15 protein-coding genes are annotated in these 17,748 nt (G+C 55.8%); 4 read left to right on the top strand and 11 right to left on the bottom strand.

Annotated features, from left to right (window positions below; all coding sequences use genetic code 11):
- Positions 1 to 10: 10 nt before the first annotated feature.
- The 11 genes from F6R98_RS07260 to F6R98_RS07210 form a co-directional block, all read right to left on the bottom strand.
- Complete coding sequence (locus F6R98_RS07260) at positions 11 to 397, bottom strand: response regulator (protein WP_315699479.1); 387 nt, start codon at positions 395 to 397, stop codon at positions 11 to 13.
- A gap of 23 nt (positions 398 to 420) precedes the next feature.
- A complete protein-coding gene (locus tag F6R98_RS07255; RefSeq protein ID WP_153248438.1) occupies positions 421 to 966 on the bottom strand; it encodes a chemotaxis protein in 546 nt (181 codons plus the stop codon).
- Positions 967 to 1,232: 266 nt separating this feature from the next.
- Positions 1,233 to 2,219 (bottom strand): flagellar hook-associated protein FlgL, encoded by a 987-nt coding sequence (gene flgL / locus F6R98_RS07250; RefSeq protein ID WP_153248437.1) that lies wholly within the window; start codon positions 2,217 to 2,219, stop codon positions 1,233 to 1,235.
- Positions 2,220 to 2,233: 14 nt separating this feature from the next.
- Positions 2,234 to 4,873 (bottom strand): flagellar hook-associated protein FlgK, encoded by a 2,640-nt coding sequence (flgK, locus tag F6R98_RS07245; RefSeq protein ID WP_153248436.1) that lies wholly within the window; start codon positions 4,871 to 4,873, stop codon positions 2,234 to 2,236.
- 73 nt (positions 4,874 to 4,946) lie between these two features.
- Positions 4,947 to 5,819 (bottom strand): flagellar assembly peptidoglycan hydrolase FlgJ, encoded by an 873-nt coding sequence (flgJ, locus tag F6R98_RS07240; protein WP_153248435.1) that lies wholly within the window; start codon positions 5,817 to 5,819, stop codon positions 4,947 to 4,949.
- Positions 5,820 to 5,821: 2 nt separating this feature from the next.
- Positions 5,822 to 6,916 carry a flagellar basal body P-ring protein FlgI gene (locus F6R98_RS07235; RefSeq protein WP_228125150.1) on the bottom strand — a complete coding sequence of 365 codons (1,095 nt, stop codon included), beginning with the start codon at positions 6,914 to 6,916 and terminating at the stop codon, positions 5,822 to 5,824.
- Between the two features lie 35 nt (positions 6,917 to 6,951).
- Positions 6,952 to 7,626 carry a flagellar basal body L-ring protein FlgH gene (locus tag F6R98_RS07230; RefSeq protein ID WP_153248433.1) on the bottom strand — a complete coding sequence of 225 codons (675 nt, stop codon included), beginning with the start codon at positions 7,624 to 7,626 and terminating at the stop codon, positions 6,952 to 6,954.
- Positions 7,627 to 7,715: 89 nt separating this feature from the next.
- Positions 7,716 to 8,504: a flagellar basal-body rod protein FlgG gene (gene flgG, locus F6R98_RS07225; protein WP_153248432.1), complete on the bottom strand. Its 789-nt coding sequence runs from the start codon at positions 8,502 to 8,504 to the stop codon at positions 7,716 to 7,718.
- Between the two features lie 112 nt (positions 8,505 to 8,616).
- Entirely contained in the window at positions 8,617 to 9,360 is a 744-nt protein-coding gene (locus F6R98_RS07220) for a flagellar basal body rod protein FlgF (protein ID WP_228125149.1), read from the bottom strand.
- A 263-nt stretch (positions 9,361 to 9,623) separates the two neighbouring features.
- On the bottom strand, positions 9,624 to 11,189 hold the full coding sequence (locus F6R98_RS07215; protein ID WP_153248431.1) for a flagellar hook-basal body complex protein: 1,566 nt from the start codon (positions 11,187 to 11,189) through the stop codon (positions 9,624 to 9,626).
- Between the two features lie 45 nt (positions 11,190 to 11,234).
- On the bottom strand, positions 11,235 to 11,966 hold the full coding sequence (locus tag F6R98_RS07210) for a flagellar hook assembly protein FlgD (RefSeq protein ID WP_153248430.1): 732 nt from the start codon (positions 11,964 to 11,966) through the stop codon (positions 11,235 to 11,237).
- 308 nt (positions 11,967 to 12,274) lie between these two features.
- On the opposite strand from F6R98_RS07210, the gene flhB reads away from it, so the two are divergent.
- The 4 genes from flhB to F6R98_RS07190 all read left to right on the top strand — a co-directional run bounded on the left by flhB (position 12,275) and on the right by F6R98_RS07190 (position 17,747).
- The gene (gene flhB / locus F6R98_RS07205) at positions 12,275 to 13,414 is read left to right on the top strand and encodes a flagellar biosynthesis protein FlhB (protein ID WP_153248429.1); all 1,140 of its coding nucleotides are present in this window, start codon (positions 12,275 to 12,277) and stop codon (positions 13,412 to 13,414) included.
- 195 nt (positions 13,415 to 13,609) lie between these two features.
- Positions 13,610 to 15,694 (top strand): flagellar biosynthesis protein FlhA, encoded by a 2,085-nt coding sequence (flhA, locus tag F6R98_RS07200; RefSeq protein ID WP_153248428.1) that lies wholly within the window; start codon positions 13,610 to 13,612, stop codon positions 15,692 to 15,694.
- On the top strand, positions 15,691 to 16,968 hold the full coding sequence (gene flhF / locus F6R98_RS07195) for a flagellar biosynthesis protein FlhF (protein ID WP_153248427.1): 1,278 nt from the start codon (positions 15,691 to 15,693) through the stop codon (positions 16,966 to 16,968). Before flhA ends, flhF begins: the two co-directional genes overlap by 4 nt.
- Positions 16,965 to 17,747, top strand: coding sequence for a MinD/ParA family ATP-binding protein (locus F6R98_RS07190; RefSeq protein WP_153248426.1), 783 nt, complete (start codon positions 16,965 to 16,967; stop codon positions 17,745 to 17,747). Before flhF ends, F6R98_RS07190 begins: the two co-directional genes overlap by 4 nt.
- The last annotated feature ends 1 nt before the right edge of the window (position 17,748 follow it).

Raw genomic sequence — 17,748 nt, 5'->3', positions numbered from 1 at the left:
ATTATCGCGATCAATCATTCGGATCACCAATCACTTTTTTGACCACGTCGATCAATTTCTGAGGGTCGAACGGTTTAACCAGCCACCCCGTTGCGCCCGCCTGTCTGCCCATCATTTTCATTTCATCGCTTGATTCGGTGGTAAGCATCAGGATCGGCGTAGTACGGTACACATCGGTAGCCCGTAGCGCACGGATCAACCCCAGCCCGTCCAATTGAGGCATGTTCTGGTCGGTCAACACCAGATTGAAAGTTTGGATTTGCGACTTTTCCCAGCCATCCCGGCCATCCACCGCCTCAGTCACTTCATACCCGGCACTTGCTAAACTGTAGGTAACCATTTGGCGCAATGATCGTGAATCATCGACTGCCAGGATAGTCTTGGTAATTACTGTCAAGGTATGACTCTCCATTAGATGGTTCAGAACAATTCGATTTCGCCACTTTCCATATGTTTTTGCCCTACAGCTTTTCTAAGCTGGGCATCCACTCTTTGACTCTCAGCCCTGATTTGCTGACTCATTTGCAGCAGCGCCACCTCCTGCTCGACAAACTCCGCATTTTCCTTTTCCAGCGCATCCGTAGCTTCCAGCAAGGCCAGCATGATACGCATACCCTCTACGCGCTTTTGCATACGGCCTATCAACTGGCTGGTCATATCCTCGAATTGCAGACCGGTGACAGCGGCGCTGATATGCCGGGCCAAGTCCTGGCTCAACGCTCTCAAAGCCATAACCTGTTTTCCGTCGCAACCGTCCACGTTTTCGATGCCCGCACATTTCAGGTCATCCAATATCTTGCGATGCATCGCAACTGCTTGACAGATGCCATCGAAACTAAGCGCCAACTTGCCGATGGCCTCAGTCAACAACAGATGCGTCTGGGCAAGATCCTCTTCCACCTCGCGCAAGTGATATTTACCCTGCCCGGAAATATCGGAAAGCACACTTCTGACAGCTACACTCATTATCGGTCCGAGTATAAGGGAAAATTTACAAAGCACCAAGCAGGCGCCGCGCAGCTGAATACCTGTTATCAACGATGACAACGATAATCGAAGACAGGGAGAGCAGTCAAGAACCGCCTGTTCACATTGGCTGCAGCTAGTTCATTATATAGAGAATAAAGATAAAAGGCTTGCCGGTTCGCTCGCACAAACCGGCAACCATACCTTTGAGATGACTATTCAAAACTCCCGATCCGGAATGGATTTACCCACCCAAACCCGGAGCATCACTGAATGTAATTGAATAGCGATAAGTTGGAGACCTGGGCAAACGATTTTTCAGCGGCGGTCAGCGCCAGTTGCTGCTGGTTCAATTCCGTAATCGCTTCCACCTCATTAATACCGCCTGTTGAAGACATCATCTGCTGATAGCTGATGGTCAAATTCGCGCCCAGGGTATCCAGTGAGTTTAATTGCTGCTCATTATCGCCTACCTTGACGTTCGCATTGGTCACATTGGCCAAGGTCTGGCTGATAGCCGCGCTGGCCGTAGTCAGATCCTGGGCGTACTGGGCGCTTTGCTGCGCACTTGTCATCGCCGCGTTCTGGGCGGCGGTCAGGTTGGGACTCTGATAACCTGCTATCGGAGAGTTCAGCGTCGTTGCCAGCGCCGACAACTGGCTGAAAATGTTGGTAGAACCGGACGCACCAAACACCGAACTGCCGGCAACACTGGTCGGCATCTGCTGGCCCTGGGATACTTCCACGCTGGTCTGCCCCTGGTCACCGTTATAGTTATAGGTAACATTGCCTGCTGCGTTAGCCGGTGTCTGCTGGACAAAGGGCAGCGTCCCCGACTTATAGCCGGAAAATATGTAATTACCGGCGCCGTCGGTGGAATTCGCTATCGTCAGCAACTGTGTCAGATCAGCCTGAACCTGCCCTCCAATCGCGCTGCGGTCGCTGTCGCCCAGGGTGCCGTTTTGCGCCCGAACGACCAGAGTGCTAAGACTGGTCAATACGTTTGCCGCATTCTGCAGCGAACCGTCGACCAGCTGCAAACTGGTGCGGGCGCTTACCCGGTTATTGGTATATTGAGTATTAATGTCCTGCATCTGCTGGATGTTCATCACCTGCGAGGCTAGCGTCGCATTCTGACCGGTCAGATCCTTCTTGCTGGTCGAAACCTCCTGTTGCGTGACAGCCAGACTCGACTGCAGCGTGTTCAGCTGGACGACATTCTGATTAAAAATCATGGAACTGGTAATACGCATGGCAGTAGCCTCCTTTAAGCGGGTATCGCAAGCAGGGTATCGAGCATTTGCTGAGCGATCGTGATCACCTTGGCTGATGCCTGATATGCCTGCTGATATTGGATCAAATGCGCGGCCTCCTCATCCAGGTTGACGCCGGACTGGCTTTGCTGAGCCGTTTGCGCACTGCTCAGCAATGCGCTTTGCGCGGTGTTATTGCTGGCCATTACGCTGGTGGTGTTGCCGATCAGATTCACCAGCGCTGAGTAGCCGCCCGAATAACTGTTGCCGGATATGACATTGGGCGCCACGGTAAAAGTATCGCCGGTCTTAGGCGCTGCAGCGCCGGCGCCGGTGATGGTAAAACTCAGGCCATCGACTGTAATGGGAGAACCGCTGGTATAAGCGATGATGGACTGGTTGCCGTCCGGACCGGTCGCAGTAAAACTCGAAGTCGCCGAGTTATACACCAGCTGCACCGCCTGCCCGGCTTGTAAAGGCACGCCGGTATAAGTCGGATCGATACCCGAACCATTGACCGCAACCGACGCTCCGCCGGTATTGGCGGCGGCGGCCTGCGCCTGTATGCCGGACGCAGTAACCGTAAAGGTATCGCCCGCAACCGGGCCGCCGGTGATGGAAAAACTCAAACCATCTACGCGGATAACGGAACCGCTGGTGTAGGAAGTAACGGCATTGGCAGTGGTGTTGCCATAAGGATCGGTCACATCAAAACCGCCGCTGGCATTATACGTCAGCTTGATACTTTGCCCTGCCTGCAACGGCGTTCCGGTGTAAGTCGGGTCCACGCCCGCGCCATTGGCCGCAATGGCCGCAGCGGCGGATGTAGTGGAAACGCCGACCGCCGTAGCCGGAGCGTAACTTTGCATATTCTGCAGCAAGGTGGCGTTGCGGCCATCGGCTATGCCGTTGAGATTTTGGGTAACGTTAAACGAGTCGCCCGAGTTCGGCGCGCCGCTGATGGTAAAGCTGATGGTGCCGCCGTTCAACGAAACAGGCGCTCCGGGTGTGTAGGTATAGGGTCCGCCGGTATTGTCGCTTGCAGTCGGAGAACCCGACACCGTATAAGTGGTCGCGGAGGTAAAAGTCAGCTTCAACGTTGACGGCGGAACGGTAGTCGGGATTGCCGAGTTGAAATAGCCCGTGCTTACCGAGCCGGCGCTGATAGCGCCGCTCCCGGTATTGGTGGAGGCATTCGCGGCGGTAGCCGCAGTTTGCGCCGCTGTCAATGCCTGGGCCCAGGTTCCCGTCGCAGGAACTGCAGTGGCGGCGTTAATCGCGGTTGACATCGCCAAAACAGCGGTATTTGCCGCTGTAGCGGCGGTCACGTCAGCAGCCGTTGCCGTGGGAGGAGATGCTGCGGCAGCGGCCGTCACATTGGTCAACGCAGTATTCGCCGCCGTCACCGCCGCAGCAACCGCGGTAGTCGCATTCGTTATATTTCCTGCACTCGGCGTCGTAACCTGGGCCTGCACAGCCGTAAGCGCCGCCTGCACCGAAGTCGCCGACGCCGTCACGCCGGAAACGCCTTCAATGGCGGCGTTATACATAGCCCCCCCCGAGCTTGCGGTGACTATCGGCGCGGCGGCCGCCAGTTTGCTCGAATCGCTGGTCGCCAGCTGCAGGGAATTGCCGCTGACGCTGAAAATCGCCGCGCCCTGCGCGCTGTTGGCATCCAGACCCAAGGCATTCTGCGCATTGAAACTGTTCGCTATCTGCGTCGCCATCTGCCCCATTGCGGTTTGCGCCTGATTCAGCGATGCATTGCGGAACTGCAGCAAGCCCCCGAGGGTGCCTCCGCTGCCGATAGCGCCGTCCACTATCGTTTGCGTGCCGCCGGTAGCCGTCTGAAACTGCACCACCGCCTGGGTTTGACCGGCAAGAGAGGGCGAGTTGGCATAGCTCACATTAAGCGGGGTAGCCTGGGTACCGGTAACCAGCGGCACGCCGTTGCCTATGGTAATGTCGACCATCGACCCATCCGCTTCGGTATTCACGGTGACGCCTACCTGCTCACTTAATGTTTGCAGCAGTTGATCGCGCTGGTCCATCAGCGAGTTGGGGGTGTTGCTTGCCCCGGAACCCGCCACCTGCGCAATCGCCGAGTTCACCTGGGCAATCTGGGTCGCCAGGGTGTTGATGGTGTTGACACTATCCTGTATCTGGGAATTAACACCGCTATTGATCTGCGACAACTGCGTGTTCGCCGACTGAAAACTGTTGACCAAAGCCTGCGCGGCGGACATCGCCGCCTGCCGGACGCCGGTGTTGGACGGGCTGGCCGCCAGGGATTGCAGAGTGCTGCCAAACTTTGTCAGAGCCGACGCGACTCCGCCCGTCGTATTCGCCAGAACGCTATCGAGATTCTGCACCTGGGTCGAGTAAATGCTCACGCCGCTTGACGCCGCCTGAGTCTGGCGTACCTGCGCCCCCAGGGCTGCGCTGTAGACGCGCTGCACCCCGGTAACATCGACACCCATCTGCAGCGTACCATACACACCACTATAAAGCGCGGTGCTGGCGCCGGCCTGGGTAATTTGCTGACGGCTATAACCGGGCGTGGAGGCATTGGTAATATTGTTGCCCGTTACATTAAGCCCTATCTGGGCCGCCTGCAAACCGCTCAAACCTATGTTCAGAGTATCCCAGCCCATTTCACACCTCCTGATATCGAATCTGTTCTATAATTGGACTTACGGATAATGCGGCGAAAACTTTAATCATTGCTCAGGCTTTGGAAGTATTGTCGGCATTGACGTTGATCGCCTGCTGTATCACTTTTTTCAGCTTGGCGCCGTAAGCCGGGTCGGTTGCATATCCCGCGCGCTGCAATCCATAAGCGAAACCGTGCGCATCGCCGGCATTATCCAGCACACCCTGATAACGGCGATTATTTTTCAAAAGATTGGCGTAATCCTCGAACGCCGCCTGATAACTGTCATACGAGCGGAAACGCTCTACCCGCTTTTGCGCCACGCCATCGACATATTCCGTGGTCATGCAATCGACCGTACCGCCGTTCCAGCTCGCACCGGCCTTGATGCCGAACAGGTTATGACTGGCCTTGCCTGCGGAAGATCGTATTTCGCTTTTCCCCCAGCCGCTTTCCAACGCTGCATGACCCAGCATGAACTGCACGGGTATGCCGGTACGCCGGCTCGCTTCTTCGGCATGCGGCGCCAGTTTTGCGAAAAATTCTTCCGCGCTCTGCGGAAGATCGGCCCCGTCCCCGGTCGCGTCCATGCCGCCAAGCCGGTTAAGTTGCACCGCAACCGGATCGTGTCCGCCGTTAACATTATCGCCGCGCTGCCGCGCAATCTGCTTGATCATCATATCGGCCAGCCCGGTATGGGTTTTCTGGCTGAGCTGCGCATCAAGCATGCTGGTAAACAGTTGCTGGGTTTGATTATTTTGAAACAATCCGCCCTGCGGCGTTGCCTGACGCATGCTCTTCATCATCATATTGACGAATACCCCCTCCATCTGCTGCGCGGTAGCGCTAAGCGCCTGAGGCGAATTCTGTTTTGCGGCCGCTTTCAACTTGTCCAAACCCTGGCTATCAAGGGCCATTCCGCCGGCAATATCGGTCTGCTTGATCATGATCAGATTATCTCCAAATCGGCGTGCAAGGCGCCGGCCACCTTCATCGCCTGCAGTATGGACAACAGATCCTGCGGGGTCGCGCCTATCGAATTCAAGGCCTCGACCACATCCGACAAGGTCGGACCGCCATCCAGTTCCATCACCTTGCCCGGCTGGCTGTTAACGCCAATCTGGGTTTGACGCCGCACGACGGTCCTGCCGTCCGAAAATGCGCCAGGCTGGCTGATAATCGGCGTAGAAGTGACCACCACCGTCAAATCGCCATGCGAAATCGCGCAAGGATCGAGCCTGACCACCTGATTCATCACCACCGATCCGGTGCGCGCATTCAACACCACTTTGGCTGCAATTTGGCCGGGATTTACCTCGAGATTTTCCATTTCACCCAGAAAAGCAACCTGATTCGAAGCGCTCTGGGGTACGCGCACGGTTATGACCCGCTCGTCCTGGGCGAATGCGGTGGACGTCCCGAAATGTTGATTAATGGCGTTGACGACGCGGCTTGCGGTAGTAAAGTCGGCATTGGTCAACTCCAAGCGTATCACGCCATCTTCGGCCAGCGTGGTAGGCACCAGTCGTTCTACGGTGGCCCCGTCGGAAATCAGGCCGGCATTCAGCTGGTTGGTCTTTACCGAGTTGCCGTCCTGACTCGTGCCATAGCCGCCTATCAATACATTGCCCTGAGCCACCGCGTAGATTTGCCCGTCCGCGCCCTTCAACGGCGTCATCACCAGCGTTCCTCCGCGCAAACTTGATGCATTGCCCATGGAGGATACGGTAACGTCGATCGCTTGCCCGATCTGGGCATAAGCAGGCATGGACGCCGTTATCATCACTGCGGCCACATTTTTGAGACGCATGGTGGTGCTGCTGATTTCCGGTAGATAAACGCCGGATTGCTTGAGCAGATTATTGATGGATTGCGTGGTAAACGGCGTCTGCGTGGTCTGGTCGCCGGTGCCGTCCAGCCCCACCACCAGACCGTAACCGATCAACTGGTTTTCGCGAACGCCCAGCACGTCAACCAGGTCTTTGATACGTTGCGCCTGCGTAATGCCGGGCAGCCACAGAAAGCAGCTTAACAGCACTATCATAATCGGCCTCGGCCATATATTACGCATGACGCTCCTCAAAACGGCAGTATGGTATTCTGAAAAAATCTCGAAAAAGCACGCATTACGGTAGCGACATCCATTTGATCGCTGCTGCGGTATTCCACTCGGGCATTGGCTACCTGATAGGACAGCACGGTGTTATCCGAGGTCACAGTATAAGGGAAAACCACCCCGGAAAAACGCACGTACTCGACGCCCTTGTCAAAAGCGAGCTGCTTTTCGCCACTGACCACATAGTTGCCGTTTTCATCGATATCGGTAACCTGCACGCTGACATTGCCGCTGAAGTTATTGGTATTGTTTACCGTGCCGGTATCCTGGACGCTGCTTTTGTTGGTAACGCTGGCCGCGCCCTTCCAACCGTAGGTCGGCATGCCGGTTCCCGACGCCGCAGCGCTATACTGCGTATTGAGTCCCCCGGTTTTCGCGGAAGTACTGGCATCCGAACGTCCGGCCGCCGTACTTTCATTCAACACGATAGTGATGACATCGCCGACATGGCGCGCGCGCAAATCCTCGAATACCGGACGAAAAGCGGAATTATGATAGATGGTGCCATTGGACGCATGCGCCGCGGGCTGCGGCCTGTTGACCGGCGTCATATTGGTTACCGTACTGGGCGTGAATGCGCAAGCCGCCATGCCTGCACTTAAACCCGCTATGAATAGCCACCGCATAACCACCGACATTTTGCTCACCCTACAGTTAGTTAGTTGGCCTTGAACCCTCTTTGCGGCGCCGCCGTCAGCCCAACCACCCGCCGTCGCGCCATCCTGAACTACAATTGAGAGAGCTTCGACAACATCTGGTCAGCATTCTGAATGGATTTGCTGTTGATTTCATAAGCTCTCTGATTCTGGATCAGGTTAACCATCTCTTCAACGATATTCACATTGGAGGTTTCGATATAGCCCTGTTGTATGTAGCCTACATTATTCAGACCGGCAATACCCTGGGTGGGAGGCCCAGAAGACTGCGTTTGCGAATACAAACCTTCACCGCGCGCCGATAAACCCGGAGGATTGATAAATGTATTCAACGTAATCTGGCCCAGCGTCGTTGAAGAGTTGATACCGTTTACCATGGAAGTCGAGGTTACCGTACCGTCGGTGCCTACGGTTATACCCGTGGAAGCCGGCGGTATGGTAATCGGCGGCTGAAGCACATAACCTGCCGAAGTTACCAACTGTCCTGTATTATCGGTCTGGAAGGTGCCGTCACGGGTATAGGCCAGCGAGCCGTCCGGCATCAAGACCTGAAAAAAACCCAAGCCATTGATTGCTATAGATAGCTGATCCCCGGTTTGCTGCAGCGTGCCTTGCGTGAAAACACGTTCTGTAGAAGCGATGGTCGAGCCGCTACCCAGTTGCAGCCCCGATGAAAGCTGGCTTTGCTGGGAAGATTGCGCGCCCGGCGCACGCACGGTCTGGTACAGCAAGTCCTGAAAGATCGCGCGCGATTTCTTGAATCCGGTAGTGCTGGCGTTGGCCAGATTATTGGACGTCACATCCATCTGTGTTTGCTGGACATCCATGCCCGTTTTAGATATCCAGAGAGACCTCATCATGACTTTATCCTCATAATCCTTAATTACCCATTAGACAACTTTGCATATCGGGAGTTCGTAACCAATGCTGCCGGCTTAATATTTAACTTCAATCGTTATCTCTACATTAAAATCATGTCAATGTAAGCAGTTGATCCGCTTTCCCGGTCTGCGTATCCATGGTCTGCAGCATTTTGGTGTGCATTTCGAATTCGCGCGCCAGGCTGATCATGTTGACCATTTCCTCAACCGGGTTGACATTACTGCCCTCCAGGGCGCCGCTCACCAGCTTGACCTTGGCATCGGGGGCCGCAGCGCCGCCGCCTTTGGTACGGAACAGACCATCTTCGCCGCGCTCCAGGGATTTGGTCGGCGGGTTGACCAGCTTGATACGCCCGAGCACCTGAACCGTGGTGCTGTTAATGCCGGCCTGCGTACCGGAAATCGTACCGTCAGCGCCGATCATCAGCGTGGTATCGGTAGGCACCTTGATAGGCCCGCCATCGCCGCGCACCGCCAGCCCCTGGACGTTTTTCAGGATGCCTTGCTCGACCACAAGCGCGCCATTGCGGGTGTAGGCCTCCTTGCCGTCCTTGCCGGTTACGGCTATCCAGCCCTCGTTTTGAACCGCGATGTCCAGCGGGTTGTCGGTCGGCTGTAACGGACCCGGTTTAAAATCCGAACTCACGGTGGAACTGACCGCCATCGCGCGCGTATTCAAACCCTCGCCGGTCACCGGCACCGAAGTATATGATTCGATCTGCGCGCGAAATCCGGTGGTGGAGACGTTGGCCAGATTGTTTGCCGACGTCGACATGGCGTCCATGGTCTGTTTGACGCCGCTGGTTGCTACATAAATGGAACGATCCATACTCATGACTGGCACTCCTGCTTTAAAACGTCCCTTTCCCTCAGAGACGGGGACGGGAATTCGCGAAGCATGCTACGCGCCGCCGTGGCAGGACTGTGGTGCGGCACAGTCCACGGGGCGCGGAACGGGGTTAGGGTGAGGATAAAAATATTTGAGCTACCAAGCGCTGGACACGCGCTCACCCCATTCATGCCGGAACTATCCCTGTCCGAAGGGAAACGCGTTTCAGGTAGCCGTTTACGCCTCACCCGGCTTGGATCAGCTCGCAACTATCGCAGGTTGATCATGGTTTGCGTATCCTGATCCGCTGTTTTCAGCGCCTGCGCAGTCGCCTGATACTGGCGCTGGGCTTCCAGCAATTGCACCATCAGCGCCGTCACATCCGCATTCGACGATTCCAGCGCCGAACTTTGCAGCACGCCCAGGCCGGGATCGCCGGGCGCCGTCAACGCCGGCGGGGCGGCGGACGCCGAGGCCGTCCATTGCCACACTCCAGGCTGCGTCTGCGCCAGACCGTTGGGATTCTGGAAGTTCACCAGCGCGATGCCTGCGGCGCCGCCAAGGGAACCCGCTACCGGGGAAGACGGCTTGCCGGTGACAACCAGTTCCCCGGTCGACGAAATACCCAACCCCGCCGTGTTCTCGGTGATGCCGGTAATCGTAGAACCGTTGCCATTGGTCCAGGTCAGGGTGGTTGTCGCTGCATTGTATGAAAACCCCGCTTTACTCGTACCTGTGGGGGCCGAAACGTTAACCAGATTGGGTACCAGCGCGCTATCCGTAGCCACCAGATTCGCCGCAGTCAATGCCGCCGCCCAGTTTGCTACGGTAGGCGTCGTATTCGCGGTAGTAATCGCAGCCACAGCAGCAGTCGCGTCAGTTTGCACCTGCGTGGCGGCAGTCACATCTGCAGCCGTAGCCAAGGCATTTGGCAAAGCGGTACTGGCAGCCGTTACAATCGCCAACTTAGCCGTTGCGGCGACCAGCGCCGCATTCGCCGCCGTAAGCGCTGCTGGATTTGCCACGCCAGGCGTTCCTGACGCAGTGGTCACCGCCGTAACCGCCGCGTTGGCCGTAGGCGCCGCGATACCCGGAAAACGCAAAGTCAAAACCTGTTTGCCGTTGCCATTCGGATCCGCGCCCGGCCCCATAACGCCCGTCATGGTCGAAAACGAGGGTATGGTCGTAGTCGAGCCGTCGGAGTAGCTCAATACCGTACCGGCTGACCCCTGCGAAAAGCCGGTATAGGTTGTTCCCGCCGGGGCATTCGCCGCACCCAGATCGGAAGCGGAAGCAACGCCTGCTGACAAGGAAGCCGGCGCGGGTACGGTCAGACTGGAACCGTCCGAGTAGGTGATGGCTATGCCCCCGGTGGCGGTCATGGTAAAGCCGGTAAAAGTGGGCGCAGCGGCCGTGCCGATCGCAGCCGGCGCATTGGCCGCGGCCAACGACGACGGATTGATCATTTTGCCGTCGGTGCCAATCACATACTGACCGGTCGAAGTCATCAGGTTACCGCTGGGGTCCAGCGTAAACTGCCCATCGCGCGTGTAGTTGGTTTGCCCGTTAAGCGTCTGGGTCACAAAAAAACCGTTACCGTTAATCGCCACGTCCATCGGGTTGGAATTATTGGTGATCGAGCCCTGAGTAAAAACTTCGGAATTCCCCACCGCCATATTGGCGGTCGATAAGGCGGACTGGAATGAAAACTCGGTCTGTTTATAGCCGGCGGTGCTGGCGTTGGAAATGTTGTCGCCGAGAACATTGATATTGTTCTGCGCCAGAAGTTGATAGCTGCCGATGGTAAGATTACTACCAATGTCGTAAGTAGCCATAATCTGTTCCTCCTAAAGTGAACCCGGTAATAATATACTCGAAATTTAAAGAAACTGTTGAATACTGGACAATGCGACGCTGGAACTGATCGGGTTGCCTTTGCTGTCCAGCCCGCCGATGCCTGTCACGCTGGCCTGTATGCCTGCGGAGCTATTGCTGATCGCCTGCAAGGTACCCACCGACAACGTGGTGGCGGCAACGGCGCTGTCGCTGGTAGCCGCGCTGGTGGCGGTAGCAGCGGCGCCGTTCTTTGTGGCCACTACCTTGAACGAGTAATTGCCGTCCGGCGCGGTTGTGCCGCTGCTGGTTTTACCATCCCAGCTCAGCGGTATGACCCCCGCGCTCTGGGCGCCCATGTTGATGGTATCTATTGTACTGCCGGTAGAATCCACAATACTGACCTGCATGCTGTCCGCCGCAGACGCAAGATTAACGCCAAAACTGGCGCTGCCGCTGGAAAGATTGATTACGGATCCCGGAGCCAAAACCTTGCTGCCGATTTTTCCGGCCGCCTGCAGCATGGAACTGGTATCGAAACCGGAAAGCACCGTGGTATTGAGATTGGTTGTCGCCTGTAACTGCGACAACTGCGCCATCTGGCCTACCATCTGGGAGTTGTCCATCGGGTTGCTCGGGTCCTGGTTTTTCAGCTGCGCAACCAGCAAGGTCATGAATTCGCTTTGTAACTGGGTTGCATTTCCGCCAAAAACGGAAGACGTGGAACTGGAGGAATTAGTGGTGCCGGTAGTGGATGTTGCGCTGGAAACTGTGCTCATGGGTGTTCTCCTTACTCTTAACTCTTAAGTAATAGCCTGAAGGCGGCTGTATCGCTCAAGTTGCAGTCTACGCCCCACAGTTTTCGATGGAAACAAGACTAACACCTTTTGTTTGCTAGGATAATAACTAAATATGACATAAGCCTTTATCCTACAAACTCATGCCAATGGCAAAAAAGGCACTGATGACACGATGCTTGTTACACGATGCTTGTCGCCACTTCGTATTTATTCCTATACATGGACTGAAGTTTATGTTATCCATTCGCAGGTTTTCAAAATAGGCATCTACAGCGCCGGAGAGCAGAGTGGCCGAAGACAGCGACCAGGAAAAAACCGAAGACGCATCGTCGCGCAGACTGGAAAAAGCGCGGGAAGAAGGCGATGTTCCCCGATCCAGGGAACTGGTCACTTTCGCTTCCTTAATGATGATAGGCGCCGGTCTCTGGATCAGCATCGGCAACATAATCCGGCAATTGAACGCACTGCTGACGGGGGCGTTTGCATTCGACCCCGAGCACCTGTTCAATCCTGAGTTGCCCTCGCTGGCGCAGAATGTACTTATATCGTTCATGCCTGTAATCGCAATATTGCTGCTGGGCGCAATCGCCACGCCCCTGGCCATAGGCGGCTGGCTTTTCAGCAGCAACTCCCTGGCGCCCAACTTCGGACGGATGAACCCGATAAACTGGGTAAGCAACCTGTTTTCCACGCACACGCTGGTCGAGCTGATCAAAGCCATTGCAAAAACCCTGCTGGTCGGGACCATCGTATGGCTGGTGCTGCAACGGCAGCAGGATGAGGTCATCGGCTTGTTGTTTGACCCCATGGGAGAAGACGGGGGCCATCTGGCGGAACTGTTATGGTTCGCTTATTTTTCGATGGCCGGCTCCCTCGGAATTGTTGCGCTGATTGATGCGCCCTATCAAATTTGGCATTATCATGACAAGCTGAAAATGACCAAGGAAGAAATCAGACAGGAATCCAAGGAAAGCGAGGGAAACCCGCAAATCAAGGGCCGCATCCGTCAGCAGCAGCGCGCAATGGCTCGCCGGCGCATGATGACGCAGGTGCCCACAGCGGATGTCGTCATAACCAACCCGACTCACTATGCCGTTGCGTTAAAATATGAACAATCGAGAGGGAACGCGCCGTATGTCGTCGCCAAGGGCGCAGGCGAACTTGCGGCACAGATTCGCAAGCTTGCAATATCAAATGCGGTTCCGATCCTCGAAGCCCCCGCGCTGGCCAGAACACTGTTCCGCCATGTAGAGCTGGACGATCAAATCCCGACTGAGCTCTACTCCGCCGTCGCGGAGGTGATAGCCTATGTATTCCAGCTCAAGGCGTTTAAGGCTTCCGGCGGGCCGCAACCGGAAACGCCGGATCATTTCGAAATACCGGAATACCTGCAGGTGCCGCCGGATGTTAATATTACCATTGAGTAATATTTTGGTAAAGCTTCAGTGTCACCGGGGAGCGGCCTTACAATAGAGGCTGCGGGCCGGGCTCTCACGAATGGATTTACGGCGTGTCTTGACAGCCTTCCCCGCAGATCCAATACCGGTAGCTGATTAGTTACTGTTTTTACAACCACTTCCGAATATGTCGGACATGCCAATGACCCACCAGCAACACGATAAATGGCCGGACTAACGCTCCCCAAATGGCTTGGCGTAAAGGGCAGCCAGGGCCTGGCTGCACCGGTTCTGATTATCATGCTGCTTGCAATGATGATTTTACCGCTGCCGGCGTTTGCACTGGATATTTTTTTCAGCTTTAACATCGCTCTATCCATCATCGTGCTGTTGACCGGTTTATATACCGTCAAACCGCTCGATTTCATGGCCTTTCCCATAGTGCTGTTGATCAGCACCCTGCTGAGACTGGCGCTCAACGTTGCGTCAACGCGCGTGGTGCTTACGCACGGACATCTGGGCACGGACGCGGCAGGCAAAGTAATCGAGGCGTTCGGGCACTTCCTGATCGGCGGCAACTATTCGGTCGGCATAGTCGTGTTCATTATTCTGACCATCGTCAACTTCGTCGTTGTAACCAAGGGCGCGGGACGTATTGCCGAAGTCGGCGCCCGTTTCACCCTGGATGCAATGCCCGGCAAGCAAATGGCGATCGACGCCGATCTGAATGCCGGACTTATCGGCGAGCAGGATGCGCGGAAGCGCCGGACTGAAGTTTCACAGGAAGCGGAATTCTATGGAGCCATGGACGGCGCCAGCAAATACGTGCGCGGCGACGCGGTGGCCGGCATCATCATCGTCGTCGTCAACGTCATCGGCGGACTGTTTGTCGGCGTGCTGCAGCATGACATGGATTTTGCCGAGGCCATGGAAAACTACACCTTGCTGGCCATAGGCGACGGTCTGGTTGCGCAAATCCCTTCGCTGATGATTTCGATTGCCGCCGGCGTCGTCGTTTCGCGCGTCGCCAGCGATCAGGATATCGGCGGACAATTGATAAACCAGTTATTCGCCAAACCGGAAGTACTGACTATCACTTCCGGAATAGTCGGCGGGATGGGACTGATACCCGGCATGCCCAATGTTCCTTTTTTGCTGTTGTCGGCGGCGGCAGGCGGAGCTGCCTATATGCTGAACAAAAAAGCACAGCAGCAGCCTCCGGCGGAACCCGTGCAGGAAAAACCGCAGCAACCGGCCGAAATGGAAGAAGCCACCTGGAGAGACGTTGTGCCGGTCGATACGCTTGGACTCGAAGTCGGCTACCGCCTGATCCCGTTGGTAGACCAAGCGCAAAACGGAGAGTTGCTGCGGCGTATTAAAGGCATACGCAAAAAGTTCGCTCGCGACATCGGTTTCCTTGCGCCGCCCATTCATATCCGCGATAATCTTGAACTTAAACCAACGGCTTACCGGATAACCTTGAAGGGCGTTGAAATTGGCAGCGGCGAAGCTTATGTAGGGCAGTTTCTGGCAATCGACCCCGGCATGGTGAGCGGCCCCTTGCCGGGCACGGCAACGAGGGACCCTGCATTCGGATTGCCGGCGGTATGGATCGAGGCGGGATTACGCGATCAGGCGCAGAGCAAAGGCTACACGGTTGTCGACGCCAGTACGGCCGTGACAACGCATTTGAACCACCTGATCACCATGCATGCGGATGAGTTGCTGGGACGCCTGGAAGTACAACAGCTACTGGATCATCTGGCGCTGGAATCGCCAAAACTGGTAGAAGACCTCGTGCCGAAGGTGGTTTCTCTATCGGCAATACATAAGGTTCTGCAAAATCTGCTCTCAGAAGGCGTACATATCAGGGATATGAGAACAATACTCGAAACCATAGCCGAATTTGCAGCCCGCACCCAGGATCCGTCCGAACTGACCGCTGCGGTGCGCATCGCTCTGGGCCGCGCCATTATTCAGCAAATATTCCCATCCAGCGACGAACTGCCGGTAATGGTTCTGGATCCGCAGCTCGAGCGTCTGTTAATGGGCGCCCTGCATACCAGCGGTCCTGAAGGCACCGGCATAGAACCGGGGCTGGCGGATTCCGTCATCCGCCAGACGGCGCAGGCGGCACAGGAAATGGAACAGGCTGGCCTGCCTGCCATCCTGCTCGTTCCTCACCCGTTGCGCACGTTGATTTCACGCTTTTTGCGCAGGGCGATTCCGCAAATGCACATACTTTCGCATGCTGAATTACCCGATACGCGCACCATCCGGGTAAGCGGCCTGATCGGAGGCCGCACATGATGGTAAGAAAGTTTTACGGCAGTAATTCGCGCGAGGCGCTGCAAAATGCGCGCAATGAACTCGGCCCTGACGTCATGATGATTTCAAACCGCAGTATCGAAGGCGGCGTGGAGCTGATCGTACTGGTAAACGACGACAATAATATGCCGGCGCAAGCAAGCGAAGATAAGCCAGCTACCATTACCGAAAAAAGAATTGCGCCGCCGCAGGCCACAGAGCCCCACCCGGCACGTAGCCGAGCTACTCCCGCGCCCGTCATCAGAGATACGCCTAAGCAAGCAGAACCGCAACGACAACCGGTACCGGCAGAAGTTGCCGAGGTGCTCGGTGAAATCCGTTCCATGCGCGAAATGCTGGAAACCCAGCTCGCCGATATTTCCTGGGCATCGACGCAAAACCAGGACCCGCGCAAGGTCGCCATTATTCGTGAAGTATTGGGCGCGGGTTTTAGTTCGGGACTCAGCCGCTATTTATCGGAAAAATATACTGTCGGAGAAGGCGATCGCAGTGAAAATGCCGTGGCTTGGGCGCGAGCGATTCTTACCCAGAATTTGCTGAGCCGGAACGACAGCACGCTACTGGAAAAAGGCGGCTGCTATGCGCTGGTCGGCCCCACCGGGGTGGGCAAAACCACGACAACCGCCAAGCTGGCGGCGCGTTTTGTGATGCGTCACGGACCGAGCAAACTGGCGCTCATCACCACTGACAGCTATCGTATTGCCGGACATGAACAGCTGCGCACCTACGGCAAGTTACTGGGCGTCATCGTACACACCGTGCGTGACGAAATAGAAATGCGCATCGCGCTCGAAGAACTCAAAAGCAAACACACGGTGCTGATCGATACCGTCGGCATGAGTCAGCGCGATGATCAGGTTAGCAGCCAGCTTGCCATGCTGAAGGGTACGGGCGTCAATATGAAACGCTTGCTGTGTCTGAACGCGACCGCGCACATGGGTACTCTGGAAGAAGTTGCGGAGGCCTATGGAGAGGGAATTACCGGCGCCATCGTTACCAAGATCGACGAAGCCGCCTCCATAGGCGGTGTTCTCGACGTATTGATCAGAAAAAAACTGCCGCTTTATTACATGACGGTCGGACAACGCGTCCCGGAAGATCTTGCTCTTGCCGAGGCAAAAACCTTGATCGACATGGCCTTCGACGAAAAAAAAGTATCGCGTAATTTTTGGCTGAGGGACAGTGAAGTCACATTGATGATGACTCACTCCAAACGCGAGCGCCCACAAAATATTGAGCTGATTGGCACGCCATGACTACGAGTACGGATCTGCGGCACGATCAGGCAGAAGGCTTGCGGAGAATTTTTTCCGAGCCGCGTTCGCGCCTGATTACCCTGGTATCGACATTGCCGGCCTCAGAAAAAGATTCCATGCTGGTTAATTTGACCGCATCCTTATCGCGAACCGGCAACGATGTTCTGCTGGTTGACGCAAGAACCGGCAATACCGGCATCGCTACGCATTTCTGGCGCGCATCGGCCCTCACCCTGGAAGACGCGGTCACCCAGGGAGCCTCGCCTGACAAAGCCCGCCAGCGCGTGCGCGATGGTTTCGATTTCATGCGTCTGTTCAGCGGCAGCCCCCTCAAGGAACCGAAGCTGGCCTATGCGTTCAACAGCATCCAGAATGAGGCCGCCCAGGTCATACTGGTCGACGGAGAACCCGACACTGACGGCGCGCTGCCTCTCAAAACCATGGAGGAAGGCATGCTGCTGTTACAGCTGGCGGCTACAGCCGAATCCATCACTTCGGCCTATTCATTGATCAAACGTTTGCATATGCAACTGGGGCGGCGGCAATTCGACATCGTCGTAAGCAACGCCGACGAAACAAAAGCCGATGTCGTATCAAAAAATCTGGCGACCGCCGCAAAACGCCACCTTGCTGTTGCGCTTAATTGCGTAGGATCCATACCCAACGATCCTCATCTGAAACAGGCAACCCGACTGGGGAAAGCGATCACCGACGCTTTTCCGCTGGCCGAAGCATCCTTAGCCTACAAGCGTATTGCCATTCAGCTAATATCGAACTAAA

This window comes from Candidatus Methylospira mobilis (assembly GCF_009498235.1).
Taxonomy (GTDB): domain Bacteria; phylum Pseudomonadota; class Gammaproteobacteria; order Methylococcales; family Methylococcaceae; genus Methylospira; species Methylospira mobilis.
This window is presented reverse-complemented; position numbering and strand designations above follow the sequence as displayed.